Origin of the sequence: Nocardia amamiensis NBRC 102102, from assembly GCF_001612745.1 — a bacterium.
Lineage (GTDB): Bacteria > Actinomycetota > Actinomycetes > Mycobacteriales > Mycobacteriaceae > Nocardia > Nocardia amamiensis.
Genome location: NZ_BDBA01000008.1, coordinates 59,196 through 74,520 on the forward strand (window position 1 = coordinate 59,196; position 15,325 = coordinate 74,520).

The 15,325-nt window shown below is 66.8% G+C and carries 15 protein-coding genes; 9 read left to right on the forward strand and 6 right to left on the reverse strand.

From position 1 onward, the window contains the following. The first annotated feature begins 84 nt into the window (after window positions 1-84). The 8 genes from NA4_RS02785 to NA4_RS02820 all read left to right on the forward strand — a co-directional run bounded on the left by NA4_RS02785 (window position 85) and on the right by NA4_RS02820 (window position 7,142). The gene (locus tag NA4_RS02785) at window positions 85-1,293 is read left to right on the forward strand and encodes a cation:proton antiporter (protein ID WP_067463338.1); all 1,209 of its coding nucleotides are present in this window, start codon (window positions 85-87) and stop codon (window positions 1,291-1,293) included. 174 nt (window positions 1,294-1,467) lie between these two features. Then, on the forward strand, window positions 1,468-2,148 hold the full coding sequence (locus NA4_RS02790) for a DUF8020 domain-containing protein (RefSeq protein WP_157128760.1): 681 nt from the start codon (window positions 1,468-1,470) through the stop codon (window positions 2,146-2,148). 327 nt (window positions 2,149-2,475) lie between these two features. Further along, a complete protein-coding gene (locus tag NA4_RS02795) occupies window positions 2,476-3,138 on the forward strand; it encodes a YcnI family copper-binding membrane protein (RefSeq protein WP_067463344.1) in 663 nt (220 codons plus the stop codon). Between the two features lie 117 nt (window positions 3,139-3,255). After that, window positions 3,256-3,831 (forward strand): hypothetical protein, encoded by a 576-nt coding sequence (locus NA4_RS02800; protein ID WP_157128761.1) that lies wholly within the window; start codon window positions 3,256-3,258, stop codon window positions 3,829-3,831. 404 nt (window positions 3,832-4,235) lie between these two features. Continuing rightward, window positions 4,236-4,883 carry a sigma-70 family RNA polymerase sigma factor gene (locus tag NA4_RS02805; protein ID WP_157128762.1) on the forward strand — a complete coding sequence of 216 codons (648 nt, stop codon included), beginning with the start codon at window positions 4,236-4,238 and terminating at the stop codon, window positions 4,881-4,883. Then, window positions 4,883-5,518 carry an ABC transporter ATP-binding protein gene (locus NA4_RS02810; protein ID WP_067463350.1) on the forward strand — a complete coding sequence of 212 codons (636 nt, stop codon included), beginning with the start codon at window positions 4,883-4,885 and terminating at the stop codon, window positions 5,516-5,518. The genes NA4_RS02805 and NA4_RS02810 overlap by 1 nt, the downstream gene beginning before the upstream one ends. Further along, window positions 5,515-6,357: a metal ABC transporter permease gene (locus tag NA4_RS02815; RefSeq protein WP_218022237.1), complete on the forward strand. Its 843-nt coding sequence runs from the start codon at window positions 5,515-5,517 to the stop codon at window positions 6,355-6,357. The genes NA4_RS02810 and NA4_RS02815 overlap by 4 nt, the downstream gene beginning before the upstream one ends. Window positions 6,358-6,401: 44 nt before the next feature. Next, entirely contained in the window at window positions 6,402-7,142 is a 741-nt protein-coding gene (locus NA4_RS02820) for a metal ABC transporter solute-binding protein, Zn/Mn family (RefSeq protein ID WP_218022238.1), read from the forward strand. Between the two features lie 53 nt (window positions 7,143-7,195). Here the strand turns inward: NA4_RS02820 and NA4_RS02825 are convergent, their stop codons facing one another. Beyond that, complete coding sequence (locus NA4_RS02825; RefSeq protein WP_067463356.1) at window positions 7,196-8,833, reverse strand: class I adenylate-forming enzyme family protein; 1,638 nt, start codon at window positions 8,831-8,833, stop codon at window positions 7,196-7,198. Continuing rightward, a complete protein-coding gene (locus NA4_RS02830; RefSeq protein ID WP_067463359.1) occupies window positions 8,830-10,629 on the reverse strand; it encodes a CoA transferase in 1,800 nt (599 codons plus the stop codon). Before NA4_RS02830 ends, NA4_RS02825 begins: the two co-directional genes overlap by 4 nt. A 123-nt stretch (window positions 10,630-10,752) precedes the next feature. On the opposite strand from NA4_RS02830, the gene NA4_RS02835 reads away from it, so the two are divergent. Next, entirely contained in the window at window positions 10,753-11,928 is a 1,176-nt protein-coding gene (locus NA4_RS02835) for an acyl-CoA dehydrogenase family protein (RefSeq protein WP_067463362.1), read from the forward strand. A gap of 7 nt (window positions 11,929-11,935) precedes the next feature. On the opposite strand, the gene NA4_RS02840 is transcribed toward NA4_RS02835, so the two are convergent. From NA4_RS02840 to NA4_RS02855, 4 genes are all read right to left on the reverse strand, one after another. Then, entirely contained in the window at window positions 11,936-12,988 is a 1,053-nt protein-coding gene (locus NA4_RS02840) for a hypothetical protein (RefSeq protein WP_067463365.1), read from the reverse strand. A gap of 112 nt (window positions 12,989-13,100) precedes the next feature. Beyond that, a complete protein-coding gene (locus NA4_RS02845; protein WP_218022239.1) occupies window positions 13,101-14,267 on the reverse strand; it encodes an MFS transporter in 1,167 nt (388 codons plus the stop codon). A 241-nt stretch (window positions 14,268-14,508) separates the two neighbouring features. Continuing rightward, window positions 14,509-14,802 (reverse strand): zf-HC2 domain-containing protein, encoded by a 294-nt coding sequence (locus tag NA4_RS43570; RefSeq protein ID WP_067463368.1) that lies wholly within the window; start codon window positions 14,800-14,802, stop codon window positions 14,509-14,511. A gap of 59 nt (window positions 14,803-14,861) precedes the next feature. After that, on the reverse strand, window positions 14,862-15,161 hold the full coding sequence (locus NA4_RS02855) for an ArsR/SmtB family transcription factor (protein WP_245671065.1): 300 nt from the start codon (window positions 15,159-15,161) through the stop codon (window positions 14,862-14,864). Window positions 15,162-15,325: the final 164 nt, after the last annotated feature.

Genomic DNA, 15,325 nt, shown 5'->3' on the forward strand with positions numbered 1-15,325 from the left:
TCGACTTCACAACGAGCTAGGCAGTTGAAACGGAGTTCCGTTGCCCATTGAATCCGCGCTGTCGGGAAAGTAGGAGGCGGGTCCGTGCCCAGCCATGTCATCACAATGCTGCTCGTGGATCTCGCCCTGGTCTTGGTCGCCGCACGCGTCCTGGGTTGGCTGGCCGAACGAGTGGGGCAGCCGCCCGTGATCGGTGAGATCGCCGCCGGAATCCTCGCCGGACCTACCGTTCTGGGAACCCAGCTATCGACCCTCGTCTTCCCGATGGAGACCAGGCCCGCGCTCGCCGCGCTCGCCAATATCGGGATCGCGCTGTTCATGTTCGTCGCGGGTATGGAAACCGACCTCGGGCGACTCGCCCGAAATCGGAGCGCGGTGCCCGTGGTGTCGCTGTCGGCCTACATCGTGCCCTTCGTCTTGGGATCCGTTGTCGCCCTGACGGTTCTGGCCCGGCATCAGACCGGCAGCCGAATCGGCTTCGTGCTGTTTGTCGGCTGTTCGCTGGCGGTGACGGCATTTCCGGTGCTGGCGCGAATCCTGCACGACCGGAACATGTTCGGCACGCCGGTCGGCCAGCTCGCGCTCGGCTGCGCGGCGGTCGGTGACGTCCTGGCATGGGCGGTGCTGGCGGGAGTCGTCGCCTCCACCCGGACCGGCGCCGGACAGACCTGGCGGCTGCTACTGCTGGTTCCGCTGGCTGCCGGGACATGGTGGATCGTGCGACCGATCCTCGGTCGCGTGGTCGACGGCACCGGTGGCCGATCCGTAACCCTCGTCGCGATGTGCGGCGCCCTGCTGTGGGCCGCCGCCAGCGAATGGTCCGGTCTGCATCTGATCTTCGGCGCTTTCCTGTTCGGCGTCGTCTTCCCGCGCAAGGGCAGGGAGAACGTTGTCGCCGCCGTACAGCCCCTCGGTGCCCTGTTCATGCCTTGCTTCTTCGTGATCGCCGGTCTCCGTGTCGATCTGTCCAGCACCGACCGCGCCGGCATCGTCGAACTGGTGGTCGTGATCGCGGTCGCGGTAGCGGGGAAGCTCGGCGGCACCTACCTGGCCGCCCGCCTGGTCGGCATCGAAAAACATGCGGCGCAGGTCTTGGCGGCGTTGCTGAACACGCGAGGCCTGACCGAACTGATCCTGCTGGACGTCGGATTGTCCACCGGAATCATCGGCACCGACCTGTATTCGCTGCTGGTCGTCATGGCACTCGCCACTACCGCTCTGACGGCTCCGCTACTGAACCTGCTCCGAGCCGATTCGAGAACAGCCGAGACAGCCGAGTTGAAACCCGCGTAGGCGTGCCGGGCAGGCGAGGACAACACGAGCGTTCGGGACCGGGTACCGATCCGCAGGCTGGAACCTGAGCGTGAACTGATGTGCCATGTGTCACATCAATTCCGGGAACTGATTCGGCAGCTTCCCCGACCTGTTGTCGGCTGCGAATCCACGCTGCCCACAACAACATCGGGAGTGCAGACAACAATGATGTTCCGTAAAGGCGCTGCGGTGGCCGCCATGGCCATCTCGGCTTTGTGTATCTCGGCGGGAACGGCGGCCGCGGATCCCATACAGGAGACTCCGGATGTCCATTTCCAGGCCAATGTGGTCGACCGTTCGGTTGTCCTCACCATGGACGCCGGGGCGCTGGCTGTCACCGATGGCCATCTGCAGTTCATCGACCGGAGCGGAGCGTCGGTCGCGACCCTTCCGCTGACCTATGCCCGCGGCGGCAGTGCGATGCCGATCGCAGCGCAGCTCGATGGTGACACCGTAACGCTGACCCCGAGCACCGATCCCGCCGACGCGCGCCCCGTCAGCCCAGCAACCGCCCAAGAGATCGACGCACTGTCACATCCGAATTACAACGCGGCACTCGGCAACTTCAGCATGTCGATGATGGCGGCCGCGACCGTCGGCAGCTTGCTGGGCAGTGCGATCGGTGGCGGCATCGGCTGCGTCGCCGGGGGCATCGTCGGCGGAGCGACCGGGGGAGTGGTGTCAATCGGCCTGCTCGCGGTTCCGGCCGCGATCGGGGGCTGCCTTATCACCGGCGCCGCGTTGGCCGGTATGGGCGCAGTCGCCGGCACCGTCATCGTCGGTATCCCCGCGCTGATCGCAGCCGGTATCCAGTTCTGGAACGACACCCACTGAGCACATAGCTTCGGAAGTCGTGGTCGGGATGCCGGGCCCTCCACGACGCCCGCGAATACGGCGCAATGCTCGCAACCGCGCCGGTCAGAGGGTTGCGGTAATGAGTCGGCGCCGGTATCAACTCGGCGCGGCGCGTGCGGCCCGGGATTTCGAATTGCCTCGCCGTGTGAAACCAGGGCGATGGGTCAGGCGCGTTACCTCTTCTTATGTCGCATTCGGCGCGACCGGGCTCACCGGATATGCAAGGTTGCGGATCGGTTGTGGCATATTGTCGTAGCCGAGCATCTGTTGCGTTCGTTTTCTCACCGTGAAGGAGAGGTCTCGACGATGAACAGTACTTGGTTCGTCCGCACCGCATCAGCGAGTGTTGCCGCGGCCTTTGTGGCGACCGCGGCGGTCGCTCCGGCCTTCGCCCACATCACGGTTTCCGGGCCGGAGGCGTCGCGTGGCGGTTCGGGTGTCCTTGTCTTCCGGGTACCGAATGAATCGGCGACCGGGAGCCCTACGGTTGAATTCGCGGTGCAGATTCCTGGTGTCACCGCGGTGGACACCGAGGCGGTGCCGGGATGGAAAGCGGTGGTCCGGAAAGACTCGGAACGCAATGCCACGGACATCACGTGGACGGCTGATGCGGGCGGCGGCATCGGGCCGAGCCAGTTCGGGCAGTTCTCCGTGCTCGCGAATGGCTTGCCCGACACCGAGACGATGACGGTTCCGGCGGTCCAGACCTACGCTGACGGACAAGTCGTGCGCTGGGACCAGAAGGCCGACGGTGATGGTCCCGAGCCAGAACGCCCTGCTCCTTCGCTGACATTGGCTGCCAAGCAATCCGGCGGCATCGAGAACCATGGCGACATCCAGCCGGCGGCGTCCGGTCCGGGCTCGTCGAGCGATACGACCGCTCGCTGGCTCGGCGGCATCGGCATTGCGCTGGGCGGTCTGGGCTTGCTCGCAGCACTCGGTATCGGGGTGGCTCGTCGCAGGTCCTGATCACGCAGGCTACGCAGCACGATCGGCCGGGATGCCCGGCGTGCCGTGATGACACCAGGGTGGCCGAAAACCCCTGCGGGACATTGTCGGCATGTGGATGTCATGATGGACGGTGCTATGAACACCGTGCCCGTGCCCCAGAATGCGCGGGCGGGCCGTGCCATTGTGTTCGCGGGTATCGCGGTGTTTTTGTCGGCGCTGGGGCATGCGGCGTCGGCGGGCCACGGTGTGTCGATGTCGTCATTGATCGTGGCGTTTGCCGCAACGAGTTCGATAGCGTGGGCTCTGGCCGATCGTCAGCGTGGTTTCTTCGCCATCGGTGGTGGGCTGGCGGTGATGCAGGCGGTCCTGCACGTGTGGTTCGGCATGGCGGCGATGTCGACCGCGCACGGTGCTGCGACTGAACCGGTTCTCCTGCAAGGTGATCCGGGGCTGATGTTCGCCGCGCACGCTGCGGCCGCGCTGGTGTGCGGCGTGTGGTTGTGGCGCGGGGAAGTGGTTTGTTTCGGGCTGCTGGCCGCAGTGTACACACGGATCTTGGCGCCTCTGTTCCTGGTTCTGGTCCATCCGTCGGTCGACGACAACCCGCGAATCCTGGCGGAAGTCGACCATCGGATAGAGATGCTCCGTGAAGGCGTGCTGCGTCATGTGATGGCGCGGCGGGGTCCTCCGGCCGCTTCGGGTTACTTCTGAGAGTTCGCCCACCGGAGGCAGCTATGCCTTGTGCTGCTGCGGTGTCGACGCCTGCCTCGCCGATCATGTCGGCGCAATGCAGTGACCCTTGATTCCGGGGCGAACGTGACCGCTCTTCTCACCGATGCTCGTGAGCAAGCCGTCATGGTATGCCACAAAGCCGATGAGATCGGCGGGCCTTCCCGTCCAGCGGCAGTCGGTTATCTGCGCCGGTGCGTGTACTGCGCGCGCCCCGACTGCCAGTCTCTCCGCACCCGAGTTGTGGTGTCGCGAACAGAAATTGTGTGAATGTTGTCTTCTTCTCTGCTGTGGGCTTCCTGCCGCGGCGACGGGCCTTCTCCTCGGTCGCTTCGAAATGCTGAGCGCTTTTGCGTGTGCCAGATTCGTCGATGTGGAGGCCGCGCATGTCCGACGAACATTTGACGGCGCTGGCGTTGTCGGCTGGTGCCGGAAACCGAGAAGCGTTGGAGCAGTTCATTCAGTCGACGCAGCGCGATGTATGGCGATTCGTCGCGCACCTGACCGACGTTCAGTCCGCTGACGACCTGACCCAGGAGACGTTTTTGCGAGCAATGCGGAGCCTGCCGCGGTTCGCCGGAAGCTCGACAGCACGTACCTGGTTGCTGTCGATCGCTCGTCGTGTGGTTGTGGACCGGTTCCGCAGCGTCGCCGCACGTCCGAGGACCACTCGAGTGCCGGAATGGTCACAAATTCTCGACCAGCGCCCGGATCGGCGCGCACCGGATTTCTCCGAGGAGGTCGCGCTGAACGACCTACTGTGTAGCCTGCCCCAGGAACGGCGTGAGGCGTTCGTCTTGACCCAGGTACTGGGCATGTCCTATGCCGAGGCTGCGCAGACAGTGGGTTGTCCGGTCGGCACGATCCGTTCGCGGGTGGCCCGTGCTCGCGAAACTCTTGTCTCGGTGGTGCGCGGAATCGACGTGCCCGTCGGAGACGGCGATCATGCTGGGGAACCGATGGGCATCGCGGTCCGACAGTTGCCCGGCGCACCGGTCGGCGCGCGGATGGCGGCCGGTAAGGAGGTGGGGTGATGGCGGGACTGGACCTGCGATTGACGAGGGTGTCGTGCCGACACGGGCGCGTCGACGTGGTCAGCGACGTCGACCTCGACGTGCGCGCAGGCCAACGGGTCGCTGTGACCGGCACGAACGGTTCGGGCAAGACGACGCTGCTGCGGGCGGTGATCGGCCTGCACGAGGCCGTGCGGGGCGAGATCTCCATCGGGGGCCGCAGTGGCCGCACATCGGCGGACTATTCGTGGCGGCGGCGAGTGTGCGGGTGGGTTCCGCAGCGGCCCGCGGCGGGCCGTTTCCCTCTGCTCGCCGGTGAGCTGCTGGCCAGTAGCGGAGACGCCCAGCACGCGCAGGCAATGGCCGCACGGCTGGGCGTCGGGGAGTTACTCGGTCGACCTCTCGACACGCTCTCGGGCGGGCAATTGCAGCGTATGCATCTGGCCCGTGCGGTCGGGTGCGTTGCGGCCGGTGCGGGCGTCGTTCTGGCCGACGAGCCCACGGCCGCGCTCGATTTCGCAGGCCAGGAGGAAGCTGCCGAGGTGCTGGCGGAGTTGCCGGTCACCCTCATCGTGGTTACGCATGACCGGGCGCTGGCGCGACGTTGCGACCGCGTGCTGGAGATGGCAGCCGGCCGCTTGCGGGAGCTGTCGTGAACGGGCCGGCGCAATTGATCGAGTTGCTGGGGATGGAGTCGGTTCGGCGCGCTGGCGCGGCGCTGCTGGTGGGCTCAATTGGGTTGCCGGTGATCGGTGTCGCGATCGTGGGGCTGGATATCATTCCGGTCCGGTTCGCGATGATGCACGTGGCGCTGCTCGGTGCCGCGGTCGGGTTGCTGACCGGATTGGATCCGGCGTTGTGTGGTCTGCTCGCGTGCGCGGTGGCCGGAGCCGCGATCAGCCCACTGGCACGTACGCCGGAAACGTTGTCCGGCGCGATGGGTCTGCTGATGAGTCTGGCTGTTGCGGCGGCGCTGCTCGTGCTGGCGGTGGCGGGAGTGAACGCGTCGGTGGCTTTTTCGCTGCTGTGGGGTTCGATTCTGGCGGTCCGCGTTCAGGACGTCGTTGTGCTGGCCGTGCTCGCGGTGGCGGTGCCTGCGCTGTTCTGGTGGCGCAGACGCGATCTCGCGCTGTTGTTGCATGATCGCGAGCTGGCGTTGGTTTCCGGTGTGGCGGTGCGGCGGCTCACGCTGATTCTGCTGGTGCTGATCGCGGTGGCGGTGGCAGGAGCGATTCGGCTGACCGGTGCGCTTCTCGTGGATGCGCTCACGCTGCTGCCCGCGCTGGCTGCCCGCCGGTTGGGCCACTCGCTGACTTCGATCATCTTCTGGGCTATCGGTATCGGCGTTGCCGTGAATCTCATCGGATTTCTCCTGGCACTGGCCTTCGATCTTCCCCCTGGGCCTGTGCTGGTCCTCACCGCGGGCGCAGTTGCTTTCGCGGCTCATCTGATCCCTGAACGGAGAACAATCTCATGGCACGCTTCCGACCATTGACCGCCGGCATGACCTTGACGACAAGCGTGGTCGCCGCAGCGACCGTGCTGCTCGGCGGCTGTTCCAACTCCGAGAGCGAACAGCACGACCACCATGGACATGCCCACCCGGTGGTCGTGGCCACCACCACCTGGGAGGCGGCGTTCGCTGAAGCCGCAGGCGCGGAAGATGTGAAAGTCATTGTGCCGCCATCGGTTCACCATGCCCCCGACTACGATCCCAAGCCTTCGGATCTGACCGCGGTGGCGGAAGCGGACTTCGTGCTCTACGCGCCGTTCGAACCGTTCGCGGCCAAAATCAAAGAAGCCGCGGGATCGAAGGCCGAATTGATCGAGGTCGGGCTGGACAACTCCGCGGAGAAGGTGAAAGCCCAGGTGCAGTCGCTCGGCCAGCGCTTCGGCACCACCGAGGCGGCGCAGGCATGGATCGCGACGTTCAACGTCGAGTACGACAAGCTCAGCAGTGACGTCCGGTCGGCATGGGCGGGCGGCAAACAGCCGACGGTCATCGCACAGGTGTTCTCGACGTGGGCGGCCGACCTGGCCGGTGCGCAGATTGTGGGCACCTATGGTCCTGAAGCCGTCACACCCGGTCAGCTGGCGGAAATGACGGTGAAGAAGCCGCAGTTCGTGCTCGACAACGCGCACATGTCCACCGGCGCCGTGCTGCCGGACTCGGGCGTCGAACAGGTGTCGATCGTGAACTACCCCGGTCAGGGGCAGGATCTTCTGTCTGTCTATCGGGAGGCGGCGTCCACGTTGAAGAAGGCGCTGTCCGGATCCTGACAGCGCGAATGGGAAGGCGGGGCAGCCGTGGAAACGGCTGCCCCGCATTATTTTCAGTGCTGGGCGGTTGTCAACCGCGTTTGCAGAGCCGCTCGATCGGGTTTGCCCGCCGGGGTCAACGGCAGGGCATCGAGCAGCAGGAGCGATTCGGGGTGTTTGCCGCGCTCCATGCCGTTGGCCGCCAGATGAGCACACACCTCTTCCAGGTCGAGCAAACTGCCCGGCCGTGGCACGACGCAGGCGGCGAGTTGTTCACCGAGCACGTCGTGGGGGACACCGATGCACGCCACGTCGCGAACATCGGGATGGGTCGCCAGCACGCGTTCGACCTCCGCGGGGCTGATGTTCGCGCCACCGCGGATGACGATCTCCTTGAGCCGTCCGACCACGTGCAGGCGGCCTGCGTGGTCGAGTACGCCGAGGTCACCGGTGCGTACCCAGCCGTCGCTGGTGCGGTAGCGCGCGTCCAACTGCGGGTCCGCGACGTAGCACAGTGGTGTCATCGGTCCCCGGGCGACTATTTCTCCGGTTTCTCCCGGAGCCGCGGTCCGGCCGGTGTCGACCCGGTCGATGCGGATCTGCGCGACGCGCGGATCGGGCCGCCCAACCGGAACTCCCAGAGCTATTCTCTCGGAGTCGATTTCATCAATATTTGTATGACAGTTGACGCCGTCGGCCGACCCATAGAGGTTCACCACCGCGCATCCGAATGCGCGTTGTGCCTCCTCGGCCGTGGTGGCGTCGAGTTGCGAGCCACCCAGGATCAGTGCCGTCAGCGAGGAGGTGTCGGTGTCGGCTGCGCCGTGTTCGAGCATCATCCGGATCATGGTGGGGACGCCGAGCACGTGGGTGGGACGATGACGGTCGATGGATGCCAGCGCCGCCACCGGCGAGAAGTGGTCGAGCAGAATCAGCGCGCCGCCATGGCGGGCGAGCGTGACGGCCGTGCCGTTGCTGCCGAATGCCGTGGCGAGCGGTACGAGGAACAGACTGCGGGGCGGTCGGCCGTCGGTCAACAGTGATGCCATGAAGTTGCCGCGGCCGCCGGCGAGCGCGTTGTGGGAGTAGGCGACCATTTTCGGTTCCGACTCCGACCCGGAGGACACCAGGATTCGAGCGGCTGCGTCCGGATCGGGACGAGCCGGGACCAGGTCGTGGTTGTCGCCAGTGAACAGTTCCGCAAACGGCACACAGCTACCTGGTGCCGCGCCGGGACCGACGGCGACGACGAAACGCAACATCGGCAACTGGCCGAGCAGTTGCGCGAGATCTGCGGCATGGGTGGTCCCACGGAACTGCGTGGCCGCCAGTACCCCTACGGCTTCTGCTCGCCGCAGCAGCGACTCGGCCTCGCGCATGCCTCGACCGGCGGGAAACGGCAGGGCGACGGCACCCAGCGCGGCCAGAGCGAGGTCGGTGATCACAGCGGCGCGGCAGTTGGGCAGCTGAACACCGACGACATCGCCGGCACATACGCCTCGGGCAGCCAGACCGGCGGCGAGCTGCCGCGCCAGGGTGTCCAATTGCGCGTAGCTCACCTCGCCTTCGTTGTCCGCCAGCGCCGTCCGGTGCGGGTCCTGGCAGCGGCGCGCGCGGAACAGCGAGTACAGGTCCAGGTCGGGGTAGCTGCCGTCAGCCGCCCAGGATCTGCGTAGCTTGTGGGGGACCAGATCGTGTAGCGCGACGCTCATCGGAACCCCCATGGCGACGACACCGCGATGGCACCGTGTTCGTCGCGTGTCATGGCACCTGCGAAGCGGGAATCGGTGGGCAGGGTGGTGAGGTCGGTGGTCACCGGGGTGGTGATGATGCCTCGGTCTTGAAGCATCGCGCAGGCGTCGTCGGTGGACAGTGCACGCACCTGTGTGGCGGTGTCGGTTGCCGCGGCGGCGTGCTCGTCGGCGGGTGCGAGTAGCCCGTCAGCGGTCGGCAATGGACGACGGAAACCAGCGGGGTGACGTGCGGGACGACCGTCTCGAGCACGGTTCAGAGCCGGTGCGGTGAGCAGCTGCGCGGCAGCGAGGAGTGAGGATTCGACGCGGACGCCGCGGCCGGTGCGTTCGCGTGTGAGCAGTCCCGCCAGAATCGCTTCGGTGCCCAGCATGCCGCCGAGCACGTCCAGCAGGGTCATCAGCGACGGCATCGGTGATTCGTCGGCCGGGCGGGCTGCCTCTCCTACGGCGGTGCGGGCTTGCACCATGAAATCGGTGCCCATGGGGGCGCCGGGGAGCCGTCCTGCCCAGCCGCTGGTGTAGGCGTAGATCAAGCCGGGGTTGGCGGCCGATAGCGTGTCGGCGTCGAGTCCGAGTTGCTCCGCTTTTCCGGGTGCCCAGTTGTGGAGGAAGACGTCGGCGTCGGCTGCCAGCTCGAGCAATCTCTGTTGGTCGGAGGGCGACTTGATGTCGATTTCGACCGCGTCCTTGCCCCGGTTGAGGGCCAGCCAGCGCGCGGAGATATCCGAACAGGTGGGTGGCATGCCACGGAGTGGGTCACCGCCTGGCGGTTCGATTCGCACGACGTTTGCGCCGAGCAGCCCTAAGAGGTGCGCGGCCAGCGGAGCCTGGACCCGACGCCCTGCCTCCAACACGGTGAAGCCTGCCAAGGGACGCTCGGTGCTACATCGGCCGCGTGCCGGTACTGCCGCAGGGGCTCCCGGGTTCAGGGACAGCTCCCACGGCAATGTCGATTCGCCGCCGTCGTGCAGTTCTCCGGCGCGTTCGGCGAGGGTATGCAACCGGCAGACGTCGGCGCCGGATTCGGCCGCGGCCGCCTGCACCTGCGCCCACGTGCGGCTTCTCGTCGTGCGATGCAAGTCCTCAGGGATCGGAGCGCACGCGGTGGCGTACCGGAACTGGAAGGGCCGCCAGCCTTTTCGCGCCGCTTGCATCGGTGCTTGGATGGCCTGCCAGAATTCCGCCCAGACCGCCACGTCCAGTGCTTCGAGTTCGAATCGGACACCGTCGGCGGTGGTGAATGGTGGCCCACCGGGCGCCAGCGGGCTGGCTTCGTCGTCCTCGGCGCACGCTGCGGCAAGGTACTGCGACACGGTGAGCAGCGCTACGCGGTCGAGCAAGACCTCCGCCGAGGTCACCGACGTGCCCCTCGCGCGGCCGATGAGCGCTGCCAGCAAGCCCTGGACGGCAAGCACACCGGCGGCGGCCGAGACGTAGTCCACGGCCAGTCCGCGAGGTGATCCGTCGCGGCGTCCGTGCACGAGCATCAGTCCTGCGGCGGCCTGCATGGTCGCCTCATCGCATACCGTGCTGCCCTCCTTGCCCCAGGACAGGTGGGTCTCGATCGTCGTGCCGTCGACGTCGGCCAGGGTCAACGCGTCGTGGTCGTGCGCGGAAGGTTCAGCGCCGAGCAACCGTAGGTGCTGCGTCGCTATCGAGACCGGCCCCGGCGGACCACCGGTCCCGAGGTGCAGCCCGTGCAATGGTTTCGCCGTCAGTTGGTTGCCGGAGGTCCGCGTAGCGCCGAGTGTCATGGCTCTCCTTCTGGAACAGAGTGACCGCCGCGGGAACTCGGTGACGATCGCCGCCGACCACTCCCGCGGATAACAGCAGTCGCAGCGCGGGGACATCGAGTTCCCGGCAGACGAGGAGAAGCCATGGACTCGTTCGCATCTCACACCCGTGCGTCCGCCGCCGAGGCCGACGGCACGTCACTACGCGAGCACGTGGAATCCTTTGTGGCACAACGAGTGATGCCAGAGGAGACCCTGCTCGAGGCAGGTGGTGCGGCCGCTTCGGCAGTGCGTTCGGCTTTGGCCGAGGCGGCCAAAGCCGCAGGGCTGTGGGCGTTGCCGCTGCCGATCGAGCTGGGCGGTCAAGGGCTCCCGTTCGCCGAGTACGTGTGCCTGGCCGAGGTCGAAGGCGCCAGTGACTATGGGCCTGCGGTGCTCGGTTCGGCGTCGCTGTTGGATGTGCGGATGTTGCAGGGTCATGCCGGTGACCGCGTTCGCGAGACGTACCTCGAGCGGCTGGCTTCCGGGGAGTTGCACGCCGCGTTTGCGATGACCGAACCAGACACACCAGGTACCGACCCGACTTTGACGGCATCGCGAGCGACGACGGCTCCGGATGGTTCGTGGATCCTGTCCGGTCGCAAATGGTTCGTCAGCGGAGCTCAGGACGCCGATGTGATCACTGTGCTTGCGCGCACCGACGGGCAGACTTCGGACCGAGAGGGGTTGTCGTTGCTGCTGGTGCCGACCGATGCTCCCGGCTTCCGGCTCGTGCGTGAGCTGCCGATTCTCGGGGCGGGTGGGCAGTGGGAGATCGCTATGGACGAGGTCCGGCTGCCGAAAGACCATCTGATCGGCGAGCGGGGACGTGCGTTGCCGATCGCGCGGCAGCGACTGCAGCTGGGCCGGACATTGCGTTGCCTGCGCTGGCTCGGCCAGGCGCAGCGAGCATACGACCTGATGTGCGAGCGAGCTCGCACCCGCAGTCAGTCATCGGGAGCGCTGGCGGAGCGGCAGCTGGTGCAGCAGCATATTTTCGAGTCGCTGCTGGCCATCCGGAGCACCCGGCCACTGGTGCACAAGGCGGCTGCACTCCTGGACGCCGGTCATGACGCTCGGGTGGAATCCGGTCTGGCGAAGGTGGCCGCGGCGCGGACGCTGCAACAGGTGGCCGATTCCGCGGTACAGGTGTATGGGGCTGCTGGGCTGGGGCCGGATACCGCGCTGCCGGGCCTGCTGCGGATGGGGCGGATGGCGCGCTTGCTGGATGGTCCGGACGAACTGCACATCGCTTCCGTGGCCGGATCGGTACTGCGCTGAGGGCGCTTCAGATCTCGAAAGGAGCGATCAATCCGGTCTGTATGGCCAAGGCCGATGCGAAGAAGAAATCGCCCCAGATCAGCTCATGGGTGGTGGCCAGCCCGCGATCGAAGTCGTAGCATCCGCCGCCCAGCCTGCCCCGCGGTCCAGGGAAGCCGGGACCGCTCAGATATTCCGTCGCCAGCCGTCGCATGATCTCGGTGGCTCTGGCCCGCAACACCGAAGCCGGTGGCGTAAGCGGCTGGACCGCGGCGAGTTTGAGCAGTGCTACTGCTTCGATCGCGGCGGCCGAGGTGTCCGGCGGCGCGGCGGGGTGATCTTCGGCGAGAGGCACCAGCGGTTGACCGGTGTCCACCAGTGCGCCTGCGTCGCCGAGGAACTCCGGGGACAGATACCAGCAGGCGTCGGCCAGCGCGAGCAGCAGCCAGGCCCGGCCTCTGCTCCACCCTGGCCGCGGTTGCGCGCAGGGGACCCATGTGCCATCCGACCATGCCCATGCCGGGATACCGACTGGTGTTGTACGCCAACGTGTCAGGTGGGTGCGGAGGTGTTCGCTGGCGATGTCGCTGCTGTGGGCGTTCTTGTCCGTGGCCAGGAGCGGTACGATGCCCGGTACTCCGTCCACGCGAGCAACCAGGCGCGGGCCACCGAACGCTGAACCCCATGGGAGCATTCCGAGGTCGTGATCGAAGTCGGCGTGGCACTGGCGTGCGGCCCTCTCGCGAAGCGACAAGGCGGTGGTGTCCTCACCCCGCGCGGCGGCCAAGGCCGTTCCGTACCAGAGAATCAAACCACGGGTAGAAGTGTCCGATGCTACCCAATCGGCCAGGCGTGCTGTCGTTTCCATAGCCAAGCTGCGGTGTGCGGGCGCACCGCTGCTCAACGCGCGCAGCCACAGCAGGCCCGCCCAGAAGCCGCCGGTCCAGGACCCCCGGAAGGTAGTCGTCCATTCGCCCGACGTGCTATCGGCGTACAGCGGAAATCGAGTGCCGACAGCAGCGCATGTGCTGGATACGCGATCCAGGATGGCATCGAGTGCGTCTCGCGCCCAATCCGTCACGCGGCACCCCCACGGAATCGCCGCGAACGCAGACGCCGACAGTACATCGCTGCCACGATCAGTGCTCCGGAATCTTCCCCACCATCGACACAGCGGGTGCGGTGCATCGCGGTCATACTCGCGCCCTGACGCGGTCAGCTTGATCGCGCACTGCCCACAGTGCCGCGACTGTCGCCGCGACACCGAATTCCGCTGCTACGATCAGCCAACTGCCGCTGTATCCGATCGAGGGCACCACGGTACCGAAGACTGGTGGTCCTACGGCGAATCCGGCGAAGAACCCCGCCGAGACCAACGCCGAGTTGCGTCCAGCTCGTCCGGGATCCGAGCGCTGGATCAGCAGCACCATGGACACGGCGTTGCCAGCCATGCCGAAGATGCCTACCGCGATCACCGCGACCCACACCACCTCGGTCATCAGTGCGGAGGCAGCCAGCAGCAGAGCCGCGAGTCCCGACCCGAGCGCCAACCCCGCGGGCAGGACGACAGCCACGCGCGGGTTTCCCGCAGCTCGGGCCCAGCCGATGCGGCCCGCGATGCCTGCTACGCCGAGCACAGCCACAAGTGTCCCCGCCGCCGCGGCGCTGAGGCCGAGCCGTCGTTCTCCGAATAGCGCCAGGTAGGTGTTGATCGACGCCATAGCGGCTCCGAGGAACAGCGAATACGCCGCCAGCCAGCAGACGACTCCGTCGGCACCCCGTTGCCGGCTGTCACCAACGCCCGAGCTGGACGCGCTCTGGTGCGGTCGCGACGGGTCGGCGGGCAGGGTCCGCCGGACCCACAGCGCAACCAGCAGCGCCATGCCCGCTGCTGCCCACACCGCCGTACGCCAGCCTGCCGCGGCCGCAAGCGCGGTCAGCGGCAATCCGGCGGCAATGGCACCGAGCTGAACACCGGACTGCTTGGCACCGGTGACCCCTGCGCGGTCAGTCTGCGAGATGACCGCCAGAATCGCTTTGTTCGTCGCGGGATTGGCCAACGCCTGCGGAATGCCGCCCAGAGCCACGGCCGCGAGCAGGGCCGCATAGCCGGGCGCCGCAGCGATCAACCCGAGGGCGACGGTGACGATCAGCGAAAGCGCAATCAGACATCGTCGTGGCCCCAGCCGATCCACCGCGTGACCGGTCAACGGCGACAGAAGCGCCGCTGTACCGAAACCCACGGTTGTCGTCAACCCCAGTGCGGCAGCGGACATCCCGAGATCCGGCACGATGTGCGGGCCCAAGGCGCCGAGAACGAACAACTGCAGCATGGAGAAGGCCATGGCCGCCGTCAGCACGCCGGTCACCGTAGCTGTCGTCAGCCGGTCCCGTGCTACCCCCGTTAGATGTTTCTGCACCCCTGTCCTTCCAACCACGTCGGCCCTCAGCGGCTCTGAGATCAGGTAGTCGCGTGGCGGAAGAGGCTAGTTCCGCTCGCACGCGACCTATCGGCGGCCAGGTCCGCGTCCGGCCCGCCATTCGAGCGCTGACTTCGGTTCGCATGCGCCGGAAGCCTTTCGTCACTATGCGGCGGGATCTTCACTCGAGCGGAGATGACCTGTGCGCTTGCCCAATTGGGCGTCTGCGGGCAGGGCTCGGGCGTTGCAGCTCGGCGGCGGCGAAAATCGCGTCGGTGAGGTCCGGCGCATGCGATCGACTGCCGCGCACCAGCTTCGACACCTCCACCGCCGCGGCATACCACGAACAGCACTCCGGACACTGCGCCAGGTGCTCGTCCACCCGCGCCGGGGGCGCGGTCTCGCGCTCGCCGTCGATCCGAGCCGACAACGCTGTCCGACAGACTTCGCACACCACGTGCAGATTGTCGTCCATTCCGACACCATAGTTCCCCGAGAGCGGCGGCTGCGGTCCCTGTACGCGGCCGCTGCCCCCTAGAGTGTGCTCGGTTCGGGGGCGTGGGTGGCGCCGATCCAGTGCAGGAGTTGATGGATCGTTTCGTCGGCGAGGCGGTAGCGCACGATTCGGCCGCTCTTGGATGCGGTCACCCAGCCCTGGTGACGCAATTGGCGCAGGGCGTGCGACGCGGCGGTTGCCGTCATTCCGACAGCGGCGGCGAGCTCGGTCACGTTCTGGCCGGGGGTGTGGTGCAGGCATACCAGCAGCCGCAGCCGGTTGGCGTCGGAGAGCAGGTCGAATCGGTGGGCCCAGTGTTCGATACCGGCGACATCCAGGCCAGGCGCCGAGGACCGGGCGTGGTCGGGGTCGAGCGGGAGGCTGGGGGCCACTGTTCTACTCTGCCGTTCTCTTCTCGCCGGGGCCAGTTCATCGCCGATAGTCACATATCGGTCTACTTGAACATATATTGCGCGTATCGTATCGGGAGGTGAGGGACACC